Here is a 19,118-nt window from a genome sequence, read left to right as displayed (position 1 = left end):
AGAGCATCGTCACGGTGCTCTCGGTCTTCATTAACCGCTTGTTGATAGATCCCTGACCATCCGGGCGTGACGCCCGTGCTTGGTGCAGAGGGAATACGATGAACAAAGCGATTACCGATGGTGTGGTCTTGATGCCTCCGCCGTTCGAAGCGGGTTTGGATATGTGGTCCAGCCAGAACGGCACACCCGGTTCGGATACTTATGCTACGGCGGGGAATGCGGGCTATGTGCCGGCCGATCAGGATTTCGGCGGTTGTCTGGAAATGCAGAAAACCCAGACGGTGCAGCGCCTGCGCTATATGGGGGAAACACCGCTGTTGCCCGGTTGCTATCTGCGGATCACCGCGCGGGTCAAGGCCGTCAGCGGGGCGCTGCCCACGGTGAGGATCGCCGGATGGGCCGGCGGCGCAGGTGGTGTCAACGTGGCGACCGTTATCCAGACAGGGCCGCCTGTTGCCTTGCAAGACTTTGGTCGCGTGACCGAGATCAGCGCCATCGTCGGGGCAGGGTCACGCAATGGCGTGGATATGGTCTGGGGCGGTCAGGCACTTTACGGCCATTTCGGGCTGGATCTGACAGGGGCGAATGGCGGCATCCTGCGGATCGACGATCTGGTGATCGAGGATATCACGTCGGTGTTCCATCGTGACATGATGAACTGGGTCGATGTGCGCGACTATGGGGCCGCCGGTGATGGCGTGACCGATGACTGGGCGGCATTTGTCGCGGCTGATCAGGCGGCTGCAGGGCGTCGGATCCTGGTCTCGCGGGGCGATTTCTTTTTGGGGCAAAGCCTGACGATCAACAACCGTATCCAGTTCGAGGGGACGGTGACGATGCCCGCGGATGCAATCCTGTCATTGACCCGCGATTTTGACTTGCCCACTTATATCGACGCTTTCGGGGACGAGGTGCTGGCCTTCCGCAAGGCGTTTCAGGCGCTTCTGAACAATGTGGACCATGAGGCGCTGGACCTTGGCGGGCGGCGCATCCAGTTGCGCGGCCCCATCGACATGGCGGCGGCCGTGCCCAACCGTCCGCAATTCGCGCAACGCCGCGTGATCCGCAACGGGCAATTCTTCTGCGAGGAAAATGCAGCCTGGACCCCCGAGGTTTTCACCTCACAAGCCAGCTATGCGCTAAGCGACCTATTTCGCCTGACGGGGGTGGGCAATGTTGCCAATATCCCCGTCGGTTCGTTGATCGAGGGCAATGGCGTGGGCCGCGAGGTCTATGTCCGTGCCAAGGATGTGGGTACGGGCGAAATTACTTTGTCGGCACCGCTTTTTGATGCTGCGGGCACGCAGAACTACACCTTCCGACGGTTCAAATATGTTCTGGATTTCAGCGGCTTCGCGCAATTGTCGCGGCTGATCATCTCGGATGTCGAGTTTCTGTGCGGCGGACGCGCCAGCGGCATCATGCTGTCACCCACGGGGCTGACCTTTCAGGTCAAGGAGTGTTTCTTTACAACACCGCGCGACAGGGGGATTACCTCGATCGGGTTGGGGTGTCAGGGCATGTTGATCGACCGTTGCCAGTTCCGCTCGAATGATACCGGTTTGCTGGCGCAGGATCGGACGTCGATCGCGCTGAATGCCAATGGCAGCGATGTCAAACTGCGCGACAATCGGATCACCCAGTTCCGGCATTTCGCCGTCCTGGGCGGCACGGCCAGCATTATCACGGGCAATCACTGGTATCAGGGCGACAATGCCCCGGGAGGGGTGCGAACAGGCGGACTGATCCTGACCTCAAGCCATAACCGGGCCACGATCACCGGCAATTACATCGACAACTGCTTTATCGAATGGACGAACGAGCATAACCATCAGCCAGACTTCGGCAGCGAGTACTCGTTCAGCGCCCTCAGCGTGACTGGCAACATCTTTCAGGCCATCGACGTGGCTCCGTGGTTCCGTTTTTTCGTGGTCAAGCCGCATGGCACGGGGCATTTCATCAGCGGACTGACGATCACGGGCAACGTTTTCCGCGCGATCCGCGGCGATATCGACCGGATCGAGGCGATAGACACCTCTTTCGCCGATCTGGATTTCAGCCGCATGCGGAACATTCTGGTGGCGGGTAACACATTCAACGCAGTCGTGCAGGGTATCCAGAACCCCGTCACGATCCAGCACGAACAGAATACTCCGGCTGAAACATGGGTAGTCGATGGCGCAGGCCCCTTGCCCTTTGGCGGGCGCGCCCGTCAGGTCGAGGCAGTCGTTGCGCGGGGGTCGATCCGCAACGCCGCGAATGCGCTGCTCTTTGATATGCCACATGCGCTATCCGAACAGGGCGCAGACCGCAATCTGGTGCATCTGGGATGGTCGCAAGCGGTGCGCGGGACCGTCGGTGTGACCATGCGGGTCGACAATATCTGACCGCTCAGAAGCCCATATCCTGCGGGGTCAGCACAAAGGCGCGTCCGAAGCCGCCGTTCAGATAGGCACCCTGCACATCGAACAGCACAAAGGAAAAGTCGGCAAACCCGATATAGAGTTTGGCCTTGGGGTGGTCGCGCAGGTAATGCGCGGCCAATTCGTCATACCCTGCCTCGCCGTGGCGCAGGAAACGTGCACGCGCCTGCAAAGTCACGCGGGGATGGGTCAGCGGGTCCCCGCGCGGTCCCGGCTCGCCCAGCAGCAGGGATGCGGCGGGATCGGCTTTCAGCGCGCGGGTGTGGTGCGACAGATCCGAAATCAGCGTCAGGGGCTGGCCATCCGGTGCGGTACCAAAGGCGATGCGCGTGACCATCGGACCGCCGGTATCGGGGTCCGTGACGCCAAGTGCTGCGAAGCGCGCCTGCGTGATCAGACCGCGCGCAAGGCTGCGGGCTTCGGTATCCGTGGGGCGGATCGGATTGGGGGCATCGTTGCTCATGGCCGATAACCTAGGGTCAAGACCATGACCGGACAAGTTAATTTCAGGTCAGAAGCGGGTCCAGACACCCAACTTGATCCCTGCATCGCCACTGCTGGTCAGGCTTTTGTAGTAGCCCAGTTCCAGATCGGTCCTGTCGCTTAACCGGTAGGTGACCGAGGGAACGATCCGCATAAAGCTAGGTGTGGGGTTCATCCCGACTTCTTGCAACAAGATCAGACTGTGCTTGAGGTCAACAAGCCCTGTCTGAACCTGCAGCATCAGCGTCCAGTCGGATGGCGCGCCGGATGTCTTCCGGGGCGTGAACCCCAAGGTCGCATCGGCCTTGATGTCGACGGCCTGCGTTTCGAGATCCAACTCCAGCACCGTATCCACAGACAGCCAACCCGCCCCCAGCGTCCCTTCCAGACGGCGCCCGAAGGACAGGCCGGGGCGCAGGACAGGCTGTCCCGCAATCTCGCCCAGTCCCAGTTCAAACGCGACGGGACCGCCCCCCGAATTTCCAAGTGAAGCGCGCAGGAAGATGACTGTCTTGATCGCGCCCGACACGCTGCGCCCCGCATCCAACCCGAGGGTCAGCCAAGGCCTCAGACCATATTCCGCGAACAAGGCGGTATAGCTGTCGGACCCTTCGGTACCTCTGCGTGCCGCATGCCAATGGCTGATGCTGACAAACCCCTCACCGGTGCCACGCGGCCAGGCTCCGGCCCAGAGTTGGCCCGTCATCAGCACGAGAAGAAGAACAGACAGCCGGATCATAGCGAGGCCTCTTTACACGCAGAGCATCGCTCCGAAGCGGTAAACGGCTGGTTAATGCAGGTGGGAACCGCAGGCAGTGCAGCAGCGTTTGGGTCCGGCGCGCAAGGGTGCTATCCTGATCGGGCCAGATCGGGGCGCGGTCGCTGCGCGCCCTTTGCCAAAGGGAGGATCACCATGCCGACCATACAGTCTCCGGCCCGCGGCCAGACCGTGCTGACAACCTTCGAGATGACGCCCGGCACCTGCCAGGACCTGCTTGACGCGTTGCACGAAGCCTATGCCGAGTTCATCTCGAAACAGCCAGGCTTTATCGCAGCCGGGTTGCATGTCAACGATGCCCAGACACGGATCGCGAATTACTCGCAATGGCGCAGCCGCGAGGATTTTCAGGCCATGCTGCGGACACCTGAAATGCGGGCACGCAACCGGACGCTGTCATCGCTGTGCAAGACGTTCGAGCCGGTCATGTATGATGTGGTGGCCACCTTCTGAGGGCAAAGGTATTTCAGACAACCAGCCGGGGAATGACATGGATCAAGGAACTGCTACGCGTTTGCCTGTCTGATGGGGCTTGCCGATCAAGAGGAGGAGAGACCGATGTACAACAATATTCTGGTGCCGATTTCATTCGACGAGGATCGTGATTCAAACAAGGCGATCAAGGTTGCCCAGACGCTTGCGGGCGATGGCGGCACTGTCACACTGTTTCATGTGATGGAACAGATCCCCAGCTACGCGATCTCGTATATGCCGACCGATTACATCACCGAAAGCCGCAGCGCGATCCAGACCGAGCTTGAGACATTGGCCGGAAACGTGAAGGGCGGAAAAGCCGTGCTGGTCGAAGGGCATTCCGCGCGCACCATACTGGAATGGGCTGATAAACACGCAGTCGATTGCATCATCATCGCCTCGCACCGGCCGGGGATGCAAGATCTGCTGCTGGGCTCGACCGCGACTACGGTTGTGCGCCACGCGCGTTGCGCGGTCCATGTCCTGCGATAGCTGACGCGGCGAACCGGCCGCTGTTGTCGCCATGGATATTTGAAGCAGGAAGAAACAGCTGGAGGTTTGCAACTGCCAGCCGTTGCCATCATGCTAGTCGTGGCACGAGCGATGGAGGAGAGATCATGTTGAGGATTGCATTATCCGTTTGCGCGGTTCTGGCGTCCGGCTCGCTGTTGGCCGAGGAAGCAGGACCGGTCAATATCCGGCCCGATATAACAACAGTGACGGTCCAGACAGCAGATGGACCGGTCGAGATCGGGCGCATTCAGGACAATGAGCACGAGGTCACCGGCGAATGGGCGCGCACCTCGCGCGCTTGCCCGCCTTTCTGCATCCAGCCGATGACACCGGCCGAGGGCGTAACAACCATCGGCGAACTGGAATTGCTGGATATGCTGGCTGATCCCGAGGTGATGGTAATCGACAGCCGCACACCCGACTGGTTCGCCGGTGGCAGTATCCCGGGGGCGGTGAATATGCCCTATGACCGCATGGTTGACCGCTTGGGCGAACTGGGCTGCGAGCCGGATTTCGATGGTTGGGATTGCGACGGCGCGCAACAGATCGTGCTGTTTTGCAACGGGCTGTGGTGCGGGCAATCGCCCTCGGCGATCCGGTCGATCATCGCCGCAGGCTATCCGGCAGAGCGGATCAGCTACTATCGCGGCGGCATGCAAAGCTGGCGCGTACTGGGGCTGAGCGTAACTGGCGGATAAGGTCAGCGCCGCCTTGGACGTGCCTTGCCGCCGCGCATTCCACCGCGTCCGGCGGTCGATCTGCCCGCGCTGGCGGTTGAAGCCTCGACCGCCACATCAATCGCGGACTGGCGTGCCAGCGGATCGTCTGCGATGGCCAGATCGACCGCCTCCAGACGCTTGACTTCGTCGCGCAGGCGGGCGGCTTCCTCGAATTCAAGGTTCTCGGCGGCCTTTCGCATATCGGCGCGCAGACCATCCAGGACGGCCTTGAGGTTTGCCCCTGCCAGTGGTTTGTCGATCTTGGCGGTGACGCGGTTCATGTCCACGTCGCCCTTGTAGAGACCCGCGAGGATATCCTCGACGTTCTTCTTGACGGTTTGCGGCGTGATTCCGTGTTCCGTGTTATAGGCGATCTGCTTTTCGCGGCGGCGGTTGGTTTCGGCCAGTGCCCGCTCCATGCTGCCGGTGATGCGGTCGGCATACATGATGACACGCCCTTCGGCATTACGCGCCGCGCGGCCGATGGTCTGCACCAGCGAGGTTTCCGAGCGCAGGAAGCCTTCTTTATCCGCGTCCAGAATGGCCACCAGTCCGCATTCGGGAATATCCAACCCCTCTCGCAGCAGGTTGATCCCGATCAGAACATCGAAAGCGCCCAGGCGCAGGTCGCGCAAAATCTCGATCCGCTCGATCGTGTCGATATCCGAGTGCATGTAGCGCACGCGGATGCCCTGTTCGTGCATGTATTCGGTCAGATCTTCGGCCATGCGCTTGGTGAGTGTCGTGCACAGCGTGCGATACCCTGCGGCGGCAACTTTGCGGACCTCGTCCAACAGATCATCGACCTGCATGCCGACGGGGCGGATTTCCACGACAGGGTCCAGAAGGCCGGTCGGGCGGATCACCTGTTCGGTAAAGACGCCGCCGGTCTGCTCTATCTCCCATTTGGCAGGGGTTGCGCTGACGAAGACCGATTGCGGGCGCATCGCATCCCATTCCTCGAACTTCAGCGGGCGGTTATCCATGCAGGAGGGCAGGCGGAACCCGTGCTCTGCCAGGGTGAATTTACGCCGGTAGTCGCCCTTATACATGCCGCCGATCTGCGGCACAGAAACATGGGATTCATCGGCGAAAACGATAGCATTGTCGGGGATGAACTCGAACAGGGTGGGGGGCGGCTCGCCGGGGGCGCGGCCTGTCAGGTAGCGCGAGTAGTTTTCGATCCCGTTGCAGACGCCCGTTGCTTCGAGCATTTCCAGGTCGAAATTCGTGCGCTGTTCCAGCCGCTGCGCTTCCAGCAGTTTGCCGTCGTTCACCAACTGGTCCAGTCGCTGGCGCAGCTCTTTCTTGATGCCGATGATGGCCTGCTGCATTGTCGGCTTGGGCGTGACGTAATGGGAATTCGCATAGACGCGAATTTGGTCGAAACTGCCGGTTTTCTGGCCTGTCAGCGGATCGAATTCGGTGATGCTTTCCAGATCCTCGCCAAAAAACGACAGCCGCCATGCCCGATCCTCAAGGTGGGCAGGGAAGATTTCCAGACTGTCGCCACGCACACGAAAACTGCCGCGCTGGAAGGCCTGATCGTTGCGTTTGTATTGTTGCGCCACCAGGTCGGCCATGACCTCGCGCAGGTTATACCGCGCGCCGACCCTCAGATCCTGCGTCATCGCGCCGTAGGTTTCGACCGAACCGATCCCGTAGATGCACGAGACCGAGGCCACGATGATCACATCGTCGCGTTCCAGCAGCGCGCGGGTGGCCGAGTGGCGCATCCGGTCAATCTGCTCGTTGATCTGGGATTCCTTCTCGATATAGGTATCCGACCGCGCGACATAGGCTTCGGGCTGGTAGTAGTCATAATAGCTGACAAAATATTCCACAGCGTTGTCGGGAAAGAAGCCTTTGAACTCGCCATATAGCTGCGCGGCCAGCGTTTTATTGGGCGCAAGAATGATTGCGGGGCGCTGCGTTTCCTCGATGATGCGGGCCATCGTAAAGGTCTTGCCCGTGCCGGTCGCGCCCAGCAGCACCTGATTATGCTCGCCCGCAAGGATGCCTTCGGTCAGTTCCGCAATCGCGGTGGGCTGGTCTCCTGCGGCCGTGAACTCTGTCTTCAGCGCGAAACGCTTGCCGCCCTCCAGCTTGGGGCGTGATTTCACATCTGGCGCGGGGGCATGCAGGACCGGCTGGTTCATGGCGGGAGATTCCTTTTCACAGCCAAGAGATTGTCCCCTTTGCGCCGCGTTTCAACCCCTGACTCCGTTGCTGGTCAAATGGGCTTTCTGCGAAAATGTCGTAGCTCAGGAAAAGTCGAGCATATTCATTTGCATAGCGGAAGTGTTCGCCTAGCGGTGCAAAAAATCTGAGAGTCGTCACCATAATTCTTGCCTGACACGATGTGTTTTACGGGCGTTTTCATCGCATGCGCCCCCGGATTTCCGGTAGGGGCGCCGAACCCGACCATCACACCCCGCGCGGGTACGGGTCATCAGGGGATCGCGTGACTCCCCCTGATAAACCTGTGTTGTCCATCGTTTTTCAGCGCAACGGGCTTGTCATGTGGCCCGAATGCCTTGATATAAGGCCCATAACCGGAGGGATGCCATGCGCGCGCGAATCTATAAACCTGCGAGGACAGCGATGTCTTCGGGCACTGCCAAGACCCGCGATTGGGTGCTTGAATTCGCACCCTCCGAGGCGCGCGAAGTCGATCCGTTGATGGGGTGGATCTCGTCGGGCGATACGCAGGCGCAGGTCCGTTTGTCCTTTGACAGCAGACAAGCCGCATTGGATTATGCCGAGGCACACGGGATTGACGCGCTGGTCGTCGAACCCAAGACCCGCAAACCCAATATCCGTCCCGGCGGCTATGGCGAGAATTTTGCTACCAACCGGCGCGGCGCCTGGACCCACTGAACCATCCGGCCCAAGCCCGTTTCAAGACCCCCGTATTGATGGCTTGCCTTCGGGCGCGGGGGATTGCACATAGTCATAACGCGATCCCATAGCTCAACTGGATAGAGAAACTAACTTCTAAGCGGAGGCTCTGGGGCCAGAAATGGATGGAGTAACAACACCCTAAGCGGGGAGGCGCGGCTTGCGAACCGTTTTCCGAACCGTTATCACAGAGCCACGGTCCCGTAGCTCAACTGGATAGAGCACCTGACTTCTAATCAGGATGTTGGGGGTTCGAGTCCTCCCGGGATCGCCAAAACCATTGAGGATATGCCAATCGGGCATATGAGTGCACGAATCATTTCGGCATATCGATTTGATTAAAACTAAATCATTCATTATCAGTAGCTTATATATCCGCGGATAAAGTGATGGGCCATAAGCGTGCACGCCAGAAGCATAAGCATGCAAATAGTAACCCAAAAAAAGGCCCGCCAGACGGCGAGCCAATTTTTCTTTGTTAAATTTGTTGCCGTTTATCGGTCTATCCGTTGAGAGCAAACAACCGCTGCGGGTCGAACGCTTCCGTAAAATCGGGTGCGGAAAACGGCGAATATTGCTTTGGAATACCTTTCTTGGCGGCGAACTGTTTGGCGAAATCATGAACGTTGAGTTGTGACTTGCCCACCAGTTTTGCTTCAAACAAAGTGTCGATCAGTAGTTCTATGACCAAGCCCCATCGATGGGAACTGAACCGCACCGGGTTTGCCGGAGACTTGAAACCCTAGAAGGATGAGAGTCATGGAAAAGAGCAAGATGGCGAACCGCTATTCACCGGAGGTCCGCGCCCGCGCGGTGCGGATGGTGCTGGAACACCAGAGTTCCTATGAGACGCAGGGCGCCGCGATAGCGGCGATTGCACCGAAGATTGGTTGTATTCCTCAGACGCTTGCAGTCTGGCCGAGGAAGGCCGCGAAGGATGCCGGTGCTGCGGGTGGCTCGGCAAGCGACGAACGCGATCGGATCAAGCTGCTTGAACGCGAGAACCGTGAGCTGCGTCAGGCGAATGAGATCCTCCGCAAAGCATCAGCTTATTTCGCTCAGGCGGAGCTCGACCGCCCGTTGAAGCGATGATCGGGTTTATCGACGATCATCGTGACGTCTATGGGGTCGAGCCGATCTGTCGGGTTCTGCCGATCGCCCCATCGACGTATTATGCGCACGTGGCCATCCGTGCCGACCCGTCCAAGGCGTCGGCGCGACAACAAAGGGATGCAGCGTTGTGTCCCGAGATTCAGCGGGTCTGGGACGCCAACTTCAAAGTCTACGGCGTGCGCAAAGCCTGGCATCAGCTCAGACGTGAAGGCTTCGATGTCGCCCGTTGCACGGTGGCGCGGCTGATGACCCAGATCGGGCTGCGTGGGGCCGTGCGTGGCAAGGTCATCAAGACCACGCAGAGCGATACGGCAGCACCATGTCCGCAAGACAAGGTGAACCGCCAGTTCCGGGCACCGGCGCCAAACATGCTGTGGGTGAGCGACTTCACCTACGTCTCGACCTGGGCCGGCTTTGTTTGCGTGGCCTTCGTGATCGACACATTCGCCAATCACATCGTTGGCTGGCGGGTATCAGGGTCGGCAAAGACGGACTTCGTTCTGGATGCACTGGAGCAGGCGCTTTACAAACGACGCCCGATGGCGACGGCAGCCTGGTGCATCACAGCGATCGCGGGTCCCAATACGTTTCCATCCGCTACGCCGAGCGCTTGGCCGACGTTGGCATCGAGCCCTCAGTTGGAAGCGTTGGAGACAGCTACGACAACGCCTTGGCCGAGACGATCAATGGCCTCTACAAGACCGAGGTAATTCGCCGTCGCGGTTCTCGGAAAAACCTGGAGGCCGTTGAGATGGCGACGCTCGAATGGGTAGACTGGTTTAACAACCGCCGACAGCTTGAACCCATCGGGAACATCCCGCCTGTCGAGGCTGAAGCCAACTACTATGCGCAGCGTGCCGCGCTCGATATGGTCGCATAAAGTGAAGCAAATGGTCTCCGGCAAACCCGGTGCGGTTCATAGCGTCGAAAGCCCAACACCCAGATCGTCGACAACCTGACGCCCTGTCAGCCCGCTGGTCAGTGCAATTCGCACCGCATCCCTGCGAAATTCATCCGTTCTTCCGGTGCCGATAGTTCGTCTCCTTTGCTGCACATTATGCTATCAAAGGAGCGGCACCAAACCGCGACAGGTCCAAACACCCGCCGACGTTTACTTCGGGTGCGGCCCGACAATCCTGGCAGAAAGGGAGAAGATCAAAGCACAGAGCATCCAGAACCGGCGCTTGATCCATCAGCGCAAAGCAGCATAACATCAACCAACAGAGCCGGAGCCCGTCAGACCAAAATCACGCCGCCTGTGCCAAATCATTCGACGACGGACAGGATAGCAACAGGAGGACGTGCCATGAGCTGGAACCCGACCCTCGACCCCGGATGCCCCGACGACATCGGCATCGACGCGATTGAAACCCTGATTGTACCGCGCGCGCGTGACCTTGGCGACTTCGAAGTGCGGCGCGCCTTGCCCGCCCCGAAACGCCAGATGGTGGGACCGTTCATCTTCTTCGATCAGGCAGGTCCGGCAGAATTCCTGACTGGAAAAGGTGTCGATGTGCGCCCGCATCCGCATATCGGGCTGGGCACCGTCACCTATCTATATCAGGGCGAGTTCCACCATCTGGACAGCACCGGCGCGGATCAGATCATCCGTCCGGGCGCGCTGAACTGGATGATGGCGGGCAGGGGGGTGACCCATTCCGAACGCACGCCGGAACTGACACGACAAGGCCCGTCCAGCCTGTTCGGGATTCAGACATGGATTGCCCTGCCCGAGGACCGCGAGGATGACGCGCCGTTTTTCGAGCATCACAGCGCCGCCGCGCTGCCGGAAATTCTGGATACAGGCATCAAGGCGCGGCTGATCCTCGGAGAGGCTTATGGCGCCAAGGCTCCGGCCACGATGTATTCCGAAGCCTTCTATCTGGATGTCATGCTTGAACCTGGCGCGCGTTTTCCCTTGCCTGACAATCACGAGGATCGCGGGGTCTATATTACCTCTGGCAGGGTCGAAGTCGCGGGCGAGGTGTTCGAGGCCGGACGCATGATGGTCTTCCGTCCGGGCGACCGGATCACCGTGCGGGCGGGTGAACAAGGCGCGCGACTGATGGTGCTGGGCGGTGCGACGTTGAACGGTCCGCGCCATATCTGGTGGAATTTCGTCGCCTCGTCGCGCGACCGGATCGAGGCCGCGAAGGAAGACTGGCGCGCGGCCAAGTGGGGCCAGGGCATGTTCGATCTGCCCGCCAAAGACAATGCCGAGCATATTCCGCTGCCGTAGTCAGGCAGACCTGCAAGTTATACCGGGTGAATCGGCGGGGCCGCGCCGCAGACGTCACCTTTTCGGAATTGTGACGGGTTGCCCCAACCGCGCCTGCGCCGCAATACGGAGCGGCGCATTGGGCGCGCCATAGCCGTCATAGTGATCCGTGCGCTGCACGATCTCAAAAAACAGACCGTCACCGAAGGGGCGGCTGTCGAGTTGGAAAAACTGCCCCGCCGCGTCTTGGTCAAACAGAATGTTATGGGCCTTCAACCGCGCCAGCAAGTCGGGTGGCAGATCATAACGCGCGTCCAGATCGTCATAGTAATTGGCGCCGATGGGCAGCACGGTAAAGCTGTTTTCCGACAGGGCCTGTGCTGTTGCGAAGATATCATCGCAGGCGAAGGCGATGTGCTGCGTAGCTGCGCCAAAGGAATCCGCCAGAAACCGCGTGGCAAGGGTGCGCCGTGCCTCGGCCCCGTTCAGGGTGACACGTAGCGCGCCCGATTTGACTGCCTGACTGCGGACCAGACCTTCGGGATCGGCCACATCGATCATCGGCGCTTTGCGGCCCTCAAAAATTGCGGTGTAGAACTGGGTCCAACTGAGCATCTCGTCAAAGGGCATGGTCTGCAAAATATGGTCAATCGCCGTCAGCCCCGTGCCGCTGTCGGCTTGCCCAGCAGCTTTGAAATCCACATCCCACAGGCGGGCCAGATCGCTATGCGCGTCCAGCAGGCGCAGCAGGCTACCGCCGACACCGCGCAGGGCGGGGATATCCAACTCGCCGGGATTGGGGCTATCACCGAAAGGTTCCGCCAGCAACGCCTTGCCCCGCGCGAAGGTCTGGCGTGCGTCCGGCACGACCACGGCAATCTCGCTCACGCAGGTGCCGTGGCTGAGAAATGCGGCATGGGCGTAGCCCTGCTGTTCCGTGTTGACCAGAATATTGACGCCGTTTTGTTGAAACCGGCGTACCGCCTTCGAGACATGTTCCCCTGTCAGGCGAAACCCGAGCGTTTGCAAAAGCGCCTCAAGCTGCGCTGCCTCGGCTGGCGCGGCAACCAACTCGATGAACGCGACTTTCTCGACCGCGGCAGGTGTGGGTATTTCCGGCAGATCGACTGCAAGCGCCGGTTCTGCACGGCGAACCGCGTCCATCAGGTTGATCAGCGAACGGTGTCCGTCCAGTGCTACAAGCCTTGGCAATCCTGCGCGGAACTGGTCGTTGAAGACCTCAAGGCTCAGCGGTCCGTCATAGCCTGTGGCCTGCACCGCACGCATAAATGCCGTCACGTCCAGTTTGCCTTCACCAGGCATGCAGCGAAAGTGGCGCGACAGGTAAAGCAGGTCCATACGGATCGCTGGCGCATCGGCCAGTTGCACGAAAAAGATCTTCTCGCCCGGGATGCGCCGGATGGTCTCGGGGTCAATGCCGCGCGCCAGCGTGTGATAGCTGTCAAGGATTAGCCCGATATTGGGATGATCGGCGCGACGCACGATTTCCCATGCGTCGCGGTGGTCGTCCACATGCCGCCCCCACGCCAGCGCCTGCGGTTTCCGGCGTGCTGCGGCAGTTCCACGGCGCGAATTTTGACAAGTATCTGCGTTATCAGATGATCGCGCTGTCCTTTCGCGGCGATGTCGCATCGGACGAGCTTCGTGCCCTGCTGGATGCGGCAATGTCACGCGATGCCGATGCAGCCCGCTCCATCTTGCAATAACACCTGATGGGCGGGGTCGATCACGCGCTGTCCAGTGGCACCATTGGGCAAGGTTGCGTGTCAACGGCTTCCACCAAGGCGAAACCCGCGCCAGCAGCGCAATAGGCGGTCGCGCGACGCTTCCAGAATGCGGGCGGGGACCGGTTAGGTCGTCAAATCCGCCTGAAACTGGTCTAAAGAATGGACAGGGCGACCTATTTCAGCACCAGCCGCGATCCGCCTGATGCGGGACAGTCTCGGCCCTTTCCAGAGGAAGCGAGACCGCAAAGGTTGCTCCTTTGCCGATTTCGCTTTTAATCCAGATCTCGCCGTTCATGGCGTCGACCAGCCGTTTCACAATGGCCATGCCAAGGCCGGTGCCGCCATACTTGCGGGCGACCCGCGGGCTGGCCTGCTCGAACTCGTCGAAGATGGTCGCGTGATGCGCTTGATCGATGCCGATACCGGTATCGGCTACCTTGATCTCGATCAAACCATAGGGGGTCTTGGACAGCGTAACCGTCGCACCGCCTGTATCGGTGAATTTGACCGCGTTGCTGAACAGGTTGTGGATGATCGATTCCAGCGCCCGCCTGTCGGCCATCAGCACTTGACCGTCAAGCTGGTCATCTACCACGAGCGTCAGCCCCTTTTCCTCAGCAAGCGCGCGAAACGAGTCCACAATCTCGGTCGCAAGCGCGCCCAGATCACAGGGCTCTTCCGCGATCACGAAATGGCCTGCATCCAGCTTTGCAAAATCCAACGTATCATTGACGATGTCGAGAAGGTTGGTCGAGGATCGGTTCAAAATCTGGACCAGTTCTCCTGCTTTGCCATCCAGATTCATGGTGTTCAGCAACCGGATCGAACCGACAAGCCCTGTAAGGGGTGTCCGGATCTCATGGCTCAAATGCGCGGTAAAACTGCTGCGCGAGGCGAGAAGTTTCTTCAGTCGGGTATTGGTCTCTTCCTGTTCAAGATTGCGCGCCCGCGCGACGATGATGCCATCGACCGCCTGCGCGAGCCTGAGCAGGGAATCGACGCTGTCCGCATGCCATTCACCCGGCTCCATTTTAAGGCAGCACAGAGACCCGATGACCGCACCCGTGTTGGAATGGATCGGTACACCGATATAGGCGCGAAAGCCGTACTGGATGATCGACCACATACACATCGTGCGTTCATCGGCCAGCAGATCGGGAATGATCAGCGGTGCGCGTTCGTCATGCACAATCTGACATACGGACTGGTCAAGCGTGATCTGGCGGTCTTTTTCATCCTCAAGGGCGATTCCGGCGCCGGCCGCGATATACTGACGGTTTTTGTGTTTCTGGATCACCGATACCAGAGCAACAGGCGCACCAAGAGACTTGGCCGCAAAATGCGTCACGTTCGACAGAAATCGGTCGTCACCGTTCTCAACCAAGCCGAGTGCTTCGAATGTGTATTTCTTCGCGGCCAAACCGTGCTCGCTTTCGTGTAACTGATTGTGTGATCCTCAGGGTAAACGCAATAAACGCACGCGCGTTCCCTTTGGGGGCCGCCGTGCTGTAGAAAACTGCAAACAGAGGAAGGTAAGCTATGCTGCCTTATTTCTTGTTCCGACACCTACAGAATTTCGACGCTGTCGACAATGGGCAGATCAAGTAGTTTTTCTAAAATTAAACAAATGGTCAAAAAAATCATGCATATCAAAGAGGACGGGTTTCCTGTGACACCGTTTTGCGCGGCCAACTTGCAACAATTGCCGATAAACAGCCTGAAATCGGCCCAAGTGCCCCAGGCCTCATGGCCCTGACAGCCCGCTTCACGCGCCGCTATTCACTGCATAGATAGACGGCACCGCCAATCACAACAACGCTTGCAGCAGCACCCACCAGAACGGCAGGTGTGCTGAGGGCGGTGCCGATGCCGGTTCCCGCCGTGGTCAGCAGGCTCGAGATGCTGCCCGCATTGCCTGACAGAACCATCGCGCCCGAACTATGCGTGACCGCGGATACGGTCGAGGACAAGCGCCCTCCGAGCGTGCCCTTTTCGGCCTGTTCGCCGATCCCCACAAGCGAAAGGGCTTCCTGCTTTGTAGTGTTTACCAGTTTGCAGGTGTTGGAAGGCTTCTCGCAACGACCAAAAGCGTCTCGGCTGCCTTGCGCGGGCATAGAATGGCTGCGCGTTTCGGGATCGTAATTGGCGCAAAAGACCTGCCGCTCTTCGGCTGTCAGATCCGGCATCAGATAGGTGATCACCACAGCACCCGGGCAAGTGTTGCTACGGGTAAAATACCGCTCGCGGAACGAGGAATAGGTCGGTTCGGCATCGTCATAAAAGATGGTGACGGACTCGCTGTCAATCTTGGTCGTGCATTGCGTTGGGGCTGCGGCCGCTGACTGTGCCAAGACCACAAGCAGGGCACACGTAGAAAATGCGGGCAAAAACCACATGACCTTCGATCCTTTCGTGCCTCATCCGCAAGGTTCATTCCCTTGCTTTGGGTCCGGCTATGCTGCCGGTTGCGTCTTTTTGCAAATCAAAATGCCGACAGTGGCGCGCCGGTTCCAGGGTGATCCAAGGAGCAGACTCAGCCCGCCAGCGCCTGCCAGATCAGCCGCAGCGACAGGATCAGCAGCAAGCCAAGTATCACGCGGTCAAAGGCGTTGGCGGCAATACGCCGCGCCAGCCACGCGCCCAGCGGCATCGCGACCATCAGCGGGATCAGCGCCAGACAGCTAAGCAAAAACCGCTCGCCTGTCAGGATGCCCAGTACGGTCAGAAGCGGAATCTGCACCAGCGCCATCGCGAAAAAGAATACCGAGATGGTGACGATGAATTGCGGTCTTTCCAGCTTGATTGCGTTCAGAAAACTTAGCGATACGGGTGCAGACAAGCCCGCGGCTCCTTGCAGAATACCGCCCAGAACACCCATCGGAGCCGCCAGCCGTTCGGCCTTGTGCATGACCAGAACCCAGTCGGGCCGCAGCATACGAAAGCCGACATAGGCCAGCACTGAAAACGCCACGGTCAACATCAACATCTCGGAAGGCAACCAAGCCAACATGAAACTGCCCACGCCAGCGCCCAACGCGCCGGCCACCGCAAAGCGCAGCATCAGCGGGCCTTTTGGGGCATGGTGGCGATAGAGCCAGCCCTGCCAGATATTCGTCACCAGATTGGGGATCGCGAAAACGGCGACGGCGAAAGGTGCACCGAAAAAGATCGTCATCACGGGTACGGCAATCACAGGCGCACCGGCACCTGTGGCCCCTTTCAGGATACCGCCAAGGGCAAAGGCGATGATGACAAGAATCAGGCTCATATCCGACTGACTGTCGGCCACTCATGCGCCAAGGTCCAGCGGCGCTGTGATCTATTCCAGCGCGAAAAGCGACACGACGACCTGTCCGGCCTTGCGCGCGCCGCTGCCTACAAACAGCGTCCGGTTCACCCAGTCATAGCGCGGATCGCCGGTCTCGAGACGCGCATGGGTGCGCATGTAATAACTGTCAGGCGACACCTCTTCGCCACGGGCGATGGCGGCCAGCACCTCGGCAGGTCCATGACGATAGCCATAGTTGCGGATCTCAATGGTTGCGCCGTCTTCGGTCTCGATCGCATAGCGCGTGTCCAGTTCGGCCACCCCATTGGCCCAGATGGTCTGCCAGTCTGCCCCGAGGTTCAGGATAAGACCGTTCAACGCGGGGCCGCTGACCCTGCCGCCGACAATCGGTATGATCCTGCGTTGTCCGGCTTGCCCAGCGCCCATGTCACGGATTGGATCAAGCAAGACAAACAGATCGCAAATGTGGCGCAGTTTCGGGCTGGGCAGGGTCTGGGTCATGGCGGTTTCCGCAACTGGGGCAGTAGATTGCCGATTGAGTTTCATGCAAGATTGCTATAAATCATAACTAAATTTGACGGATGCTGTCCAGAAGGCTCTGGCCGATCCCGCAATTTCCTTGGGAGGGGAATCATATGGCGCAACCGCGCTTCTGGACACCGGAAATCACTGTTGACCGTCGCGCGGACGGCTCCATCCTGATGCGCCACGAAGGTGTTGCACCGCGTCTGGCTGATACGGTCGTCGCGCGGATCAGTCACTGGGCGCGCCGGACGCCGGACCAGACCGCTTTTGCAGCGCGCGGACCGGACGGGCAGTGGCAGCGGATCAGCTATGACCAGTTGTTGCAAAAGATGCGCCATTTGGGGGCAGGGCTGCTGGAACGCGGTTTAGGGCAGGGTCGTCCGGTGCTGATCCTGTCGGAAAACGCGCTGGACCATGCTGTTCTGGCTTTGGCGGGGCAGTATGCCGGTGTGCCCACAGCGGCGCTCTCCACAGCGTTTTCGCTGGTGTCGGACAGTTTCGACAAGCTGCGCGATGCCGTGGCTTTGTTGAACCCCGGCCTGATTTATGCTTCTGACGGTGCGCGCTACGGGCGGGCGCTTGCGGCGGTCAGTGACGGGGTGCTGACTGCATGTTCTGTCAATCCACCCGCAGGTGCGGTGCTGTTTACTGCTTTGCCAGCTACGGATGCCGGACCGGCAGATTCCGCCTTTGCCAGATTGCGGGGCGATATGGTCGCCAAATACCTGTTTACCAGCGGCTCGACAGGTAGCCCCAAGGCGGTGATCAACACCCATGACATGCTGGCGCGCAATCAGGATATGGTGGCCGATTGCTTCCGCTTTCTGGCAGATCATCCCCCCGTTGTTGTGGATTGGGCGCCGTGGAGCCACACCGCCAGCGGCAACAAGGTCTTCCACATGGTCCTGTCCAACGGCGGCAGCTATTATATCGACGATGGTAAGCCAACCCCCGCCCTGATCGGGCGCACGCTGGACAACCTGCGTGAAGTATCGCCGACATGGTATTTCAACGTCCCCGCTGGCTACGAGATGCTGCTCGGGGCGTTTCGCGCCGATCCTGCGCTGGCGCGGCGGTTCTTTGGTGGGCTGGACATGATGATGTATGCAGGTGCTGGCATGGCGCAGCATATCTGGGATGGCTTGCGCACCATGTCGCGCGAGGTCACAGGCCGCGAGGTTTTGCTGGCCACAGCCCTTGGCGCGACCGAAACCGGCCCTTTCGCGCTGATGTGCACCGAGGCGCAGAATGCGCCAGGCAATGTGGGTCTGCCGTCCCGTGGGATCACCCTGAAACTGGTGCCCAACGAGGGCAAGCTCGAGGCGCGGATCAAAAGTCCTTCGGTCACACCGGGCTATCTGGGGGATGCTGCGACAAGCGCGAAGATGATCGACGATGAGGGCTTCTACTGTCTGGGCGATGCACTGCGCCCCGCAGATCCAGACGATCTGACCAAGGGCTTTTTCTTTGATGGGCGGATCGCCGAGAATTTCAAGCTGGCAACAGGCACATGGGTCGCCGTGGGCGCATTGCGTGCAAAGCTGGTGGACCATTTCGGCGGGCTGATCCGTGATGCGGTGATTGTGGGCGAAAACCGTCCCAGCCTTGCAGCGCTGCTTTTCCCCGCAGAAGGCGTGATGGACCGGCCGGAGATCATGGCAGAGTTGCAGGCGCGGCTGGACAGTTTTGTCGCCGCTTCCACCGGCAGTTCGACCCGGATCGCGCGCATGCTGATCCTGCGCGATGCGCCCAGCCTTGACCGTGGCGAGGTAACGGACAAAGGCTCGATCAACGCCCGCGCGGTGATCCGGCATCGGCCCGATGCGGTGGCGCAGGTCTATGCGACCGACGAAGGGATCACCCGCGAATAAGGGACAAGTCCTGCCGTTTCAGCTTGTACGAAATATTCACTGCACCATGCCAAACAGATGGAA

17 protein-coding genes, 1 tRNA gene, 2 pseudogenes and 1 other annotated feature are annotated in these 19,118 nt (G+C 59.7%); of the genes and pseudogenes, 10 read left to right on the top strand and 10 right to left on the bottom strand.

Going from position 1 to position 19,118, the window contains the following annotated elements:
• Positions 1 to 98 precede the first annotated feature (98 nt).
• A complete protein-coding gene (locus K7H22_RS08655) occupies positions 99 to 2,387 on the top strand; it encodes a right-handed parallel beta-helix repeat-containing protein (RefSeq protein WP_230800346.1) in 2,289 nt (762 codons plus the stop codon).
• A 4-nt stretch (positions 2,388 to 2,391) separates the two neighbouring features.
• On the opposite strand, the gene K7H22_RS08650 is transcribed toward K7H22_RS08655, so the two are convergent.
• Positions 2,392 to 2,886: a HugZ family protein gene (locus K7H22_RS08650; RefSeq protein ID WP_230800345.1), complete on the bottom strand. Its 495-nt coding sequence runs from the start codon at positions 2,884 to 2,886 to the stop codon at positions 2,392 to 2,394.
• A gap of 48 nt (positions 2,887 to 2,934) precedes the next feature.
• Positions 2,935 to 3,645 carry a hypothetical protein gene (locus K7H22_RS08645; protein WP_230800344.1) on the bottom strand — a complete coding sequence of 237 codons (711 nt, stop codon included), beginning with the start codon at positions 3,643 to 3,645 and terminating at the stop codon, positions 2,935 to 2,937.
• Positions 3,646 to 3,819: 174 nt separating this feature from the next.
• Between K7H22_RS08645 and K7H22_RS08640 the strand changes: the two genes are divergently transcribed.
• The 3 genes from K7H22_RS08640 to K7H22_RS08630 all read left to right on the top strand — a co-directional run bounded on the left by K7H22_RS08640 (position 3,820) and on the right by K7H22_RS08630 (position 5,369).
• Positions 3,820 to 4,137, top strand: a complete 318-nt coding sequence (locus K7H22_RS08640; RefSeq protein WP_230800343.1) for an antibiotic biosynthesis monooxygenase family protein — start codon at positions 3,820 to 3,822, stop codon at positions 4,135 to 4,137.
• 105 nt (positions 4,138 to 4,242) lie between these two features.
• Positions 4,243 to 4,650 carry a universal stress protein gene (locus K7H22_RS08635; RefSeq protein WP_230800342.1) on the top strand — a complete coding sequence of 136 codons (408 nt, stop codon included), beginning with the start codon at positions 4,243 to 4,245 and terminating at the stop codon, positions 4,648 to 4,650.
• 125 nt (positions 4,651 to 4,775) lie between these two features.
• A complete protein-coding gene (locus K7H22_RS08630; RefSeq protein ID WP_230800341.1) occupies positions 4,776 to 5,369 on the top strand; it encodes a rhodanese-like domain-containing protein in 594 nt (197 codons plus the stop codon).
• Between the two features lie 2 nt (positions 5,370 to 5,371).
• Here K7H22_RS08630 and uvrB read toward each other — a convergent pair whose 3' ends face one another.
• On the bottom strand, positions 5,372 to 7,549 hold the full coding sequence (gene uvrB / locus K7H22_RS08625; RefSeq protein WP_230800340.1) for an excinuclease ABC subunit UvrB: 2,178 nt from the start codon (positions 7,547 to 7,549) through the stop codon (positions 5,372 to 5,374).
• Between the two features lie 409 nt (positions 7,550 to 7,958).
• Here uvrB and K7H22_RS08620 point away from each other — a divergent pair, with 409 nt between their 5' ends.
• Complete coding sequence (locus tag K7H22_RS08620; RefSeq protein WP_230800339.1) at positions 7,959 to 8,270, top strand: ETC complex I subunit; 312 nt, start codon at positions 7,959 to 7,961, stop codon at positions 8,268 to 8,270.
• 218 nt (positions 8,271 to 8,488) lie between these two features.
• A tRNA-Arg gene (locus K7H22_RS08615) sits at positions 8,489 to 8,565 on the top strand.
• Between the two features lie 228 nt (positions 8,566 to 8,793).
• On the opposite strand, the gene K7H22_RS08610 is transcribed toward K7H22_RS08615, so the two are convergent.
• Positions 8,794 to 8,955, bottom strand: a complete 162-nt coding sequence (locus K7H22_RS08610) for a hypothetical protein (RefSeq protein ID WP_230800338.1) — start codon at positions 8,953 to 8,955, stop codon at positions 8,794 to 8,796.
• A 95-nt stretch (positions 8,956 to 9,050) separates the two neighbouring features.
• Between K7H22_RS08610 and K7H22_RS08605 the strand changes: the two are divergent.
• Positions 9,051 to 10,284, top strand: a pseudogene (locus K7H22_RS08605) (IS3 family transposase).
• Positions 9,338 to 9,454 (top strand) — a sequence feature (AL1L pseudoknot). (Overlaps the previous pseudogene by 117 nt.)
• A gap of 39 nt (positions 10,285 to 10,323) precedes the next feature.
• On the opposite strand, the pseudogene K7H22_RS08600 reads toward K7H22_RS08605, so the two are convergent.
• Positions 10,324 to 10,437 (bottom strand): annotated as a pseudogene (locus K7H22_RS08600) (IS3 family transposase); the annotation flags it as partial.
• A 273-nt stretch (positions 10,438 to 10,710) separates the two neighbouring features.
• Between K7H22_RS08600 and K7H22_RS08595 the strand changes: the two are divergent.
• Entirely contained in the window at positions 10,711 to 11,643 is a 933-nt protein-coding gene (locus K7H22_RS08595) for a pirin family protein (protein ID WP_230800337.1), read from the top strand.
• A gap of 54 nt (positions 11,644 to 11,697) precedes the next feature.
• Here K7H22_RS08595 and K7H22_RS08590 read toward each other — a convergent pair whose 3' ends face one another.
• Complete coding sequence (locus tag K7H22_RS08590) at positions 11,698 to 13,155, bottom strand: bifunctional sugar phosphate isomerase/epimerase/4-hydroxyphenylpyruvate dioxygenase family protein (protein ID WP_230800336.1); 1,458 nt, start codon at positions 13,153 to 13,155, stop codon at positions 11,698 to 11,700.
• Here K7H22_RS08590 and K7H22_RS08585 point away from each other — a divergent pair.
• Positions 13,134 to 13,349, top strand: coding sequence for a hypothetical protein (locus tag K7H22_RS08585; protein WP_230800335.1), 216 nt, complete (start codon positions 13,134 to 13,136; stop codon positions 13,347 to 13,349). The two genes, K7H22_RS08590 and K7H22_RS08585, sit on opposite strands and share 22 nt — an antisense overlap.
• Positions 13,350 to 13,548: 199 nt before the next feature.
• Here K7H22_RS08585 and K7H22_RS08580 read toward each other — a convergent pair whose 3' ends face one another.
• The 4 genes from K7H22_RS08580 to K7H22_RS08565 form a co-directional block, all read right to left on the bottom strand.
• On the bottom strand, positions 13,549 to 14,790 hold the full coding sequence (locus K7H22_RS08580; RefSeq protein WP_230800334.1) for a GAF domain-containing sensor histidine kinase: 1,242 nt from the start codon (positions 14,788 to 14,790) through the stop codon (positions 13,549 to 13,551).
• A 355-nt stretch (positions 14,791 to 15,145) separates the two neighbouring features.
• Complete coding sequence (locus K7H22_RS08575) at positions 15,146 to 15,766, bottom strand: hypothetical protein (RefSeq protein WP_230800333.1); 621 nt, start codon at positions 15,764 to 15,766, stop codon at positions 15,146 to 15,148.
• Between the two features lie 137 nt (positions 15,767 to 15,903).
• Positions 15,904 to 16,638, bottom strand: a complete 735-nt coding sequence (locus tag K7H22_RS08570) for a sulfite exporter TauE/SafE family protein (RefSeq protein WP_230800332.1) — start codon at positions 16,636 to 16,638, stop codon at positions 15,904 to 15,906.
• Between the two features lie 51 nt (positions 16,639 to 16,689).
• The gene (locus K7H22_RS08565; protein ID WP_230800331.1) at positions 16,690 to 17,160 is read right to left on the bottom strand and encodes a DUF3237 domain-containing protein; all 471 of its coding nucleotides are present in this window, start codon (positions 17,158 to 17,160) and stop codon (positions 16,690 to 16,692) included.
• Between the two features lie 134 nt (positions 17,161 to 17,294).
• Here K7H22_RS08565 and K7H22_RS08560 point away from each other — a divergent pair, with 134 nt between their 5' ends.
• The gene (locus tag K7H22_RS08560; protein WP_230800330.1) at positions 17,295 to 19,055 is read left to right on the top strand and encodes a feruloyl-CoA synthase; all 1,761 of its coding nucleotides are present in this window, start codon (positions 17,295 to 17,297) and stop codon (positions 19,053 to 19,055) included.
• Positions 19,056 to 19,118 lie beyond the last annotated feature (63 nt).

The organism is Seohaeicola saemankumensis (assembly GCF_021021435.1).
Taxonomy (GTDB): Bacteria; Pseudomonadota; Alphaproteobacteria; order Rhodobacterales; family Rhodobacteraceae; genus Seohaeicola.
The sequence above is the reverse complement of the archived record's forward strand: the minus strand, read 5'-3'. Positions and strand labels throughout refer to the sequence as shown.

Bases quoted from the DNA above. Each gene is read 5' to 3' on its own strand.
- K7H22_RS08655 (WP_230800346.1), top strand. From the start codon at position 99: ATGAACAAAGCGATTACCGATGGTGTGGTCTTGATGCCTCCGCCGTTC.
- K7H22_RS08650 (WP_230800345.1), bottom strand. From the start codon at position 2,886: ATGAGCAACGATGCCCCCAATCCGATCCGCCCCACGGATACCGAAGCC.
- K7H22_RS08645 (WP_230800344.1), bottom strand. From the start codon at position 3,645: ATGATCCGGCTGTCTGTTCTTCTTCTCGTGCTGATGACGGGCCAACTC.
- K7H22_RS08640 (WP_230800343.1), top strand. From the start codon at position 3,820: ATGCCGACCATACAGTCTCCGGCCCGCGGCCAGACCGTGCTGACAACC.
- K7H22_RS08635 (WP_230800342.1), top strand. From the start codon at position 4,243: ATGTACAACAATATTCTGGTGCCGATTTCATTCGACGAGGATCGTGAT.
- K7H22_RS08630 (WP_230800341.1), top strand. From the start codon at position 4,776: ATGTTGAGGATTGCATTATCCGTTTGCGCGGTTCTGGCGTCCGGCTCG.
- uvrB (WP_230800340.1), bottom strand. From the start codon at position 7,549: ATGAACCAGCCGGTCCTGCATGCCCCCGCGCCAGATGTGAAATCACGC.
- K7H22_RS08620 (WP_230800339.1), top strand. From the start codon at position 7,959: ATGCGCGCGCGAATCTATAAACCTGCGAGGACAGCGATGTCTTCGGGC.
- K7H22_RS08595 (WP_230800337.1), top strand. From the start codon at position 10,711: ATGAGCTGGAACCCGACCCTCGACCCCGGATGCCCCGACGACATCGGC.
- K7H22_RS08585 (WP_230800335.1), top strand. From the start codon at position 13,134: ATGCGTCGCGGTGGTCGTCCACATGCCGCCCCCACGCCAGCGCCTGCG.
- K7H22_RS08575 (WP_230800333.1), bottom strand. From the start codon at position 15,766: ATGTGGTTTTTGCCCGCATTTTCTACGTGTGCCCTGCTTGTGGTCTTG.
- K7H22_RS08570 (WP_230800332.1), bottom strand. From the start codon at position 16,638: ATGAGCCTGATTCTTGTCATCATCGCCTTTGCCCTTGGCGGTATCCTG.
- K7H22_RS08565 (WP_230800331.1), bottom strand. From the start codon at position 17,160: ATGACCCAGACCCTGCCCAGCCCGAAACTGCGCCACATTTGCGATCTG.
- K7H22_RS08560 (WP_230800330.1), top strand. From the start codon at position 17,295: ATGGCGCAACCGCGCTTCTGGACACCGGAAATCACTGTTGACCGTCGC.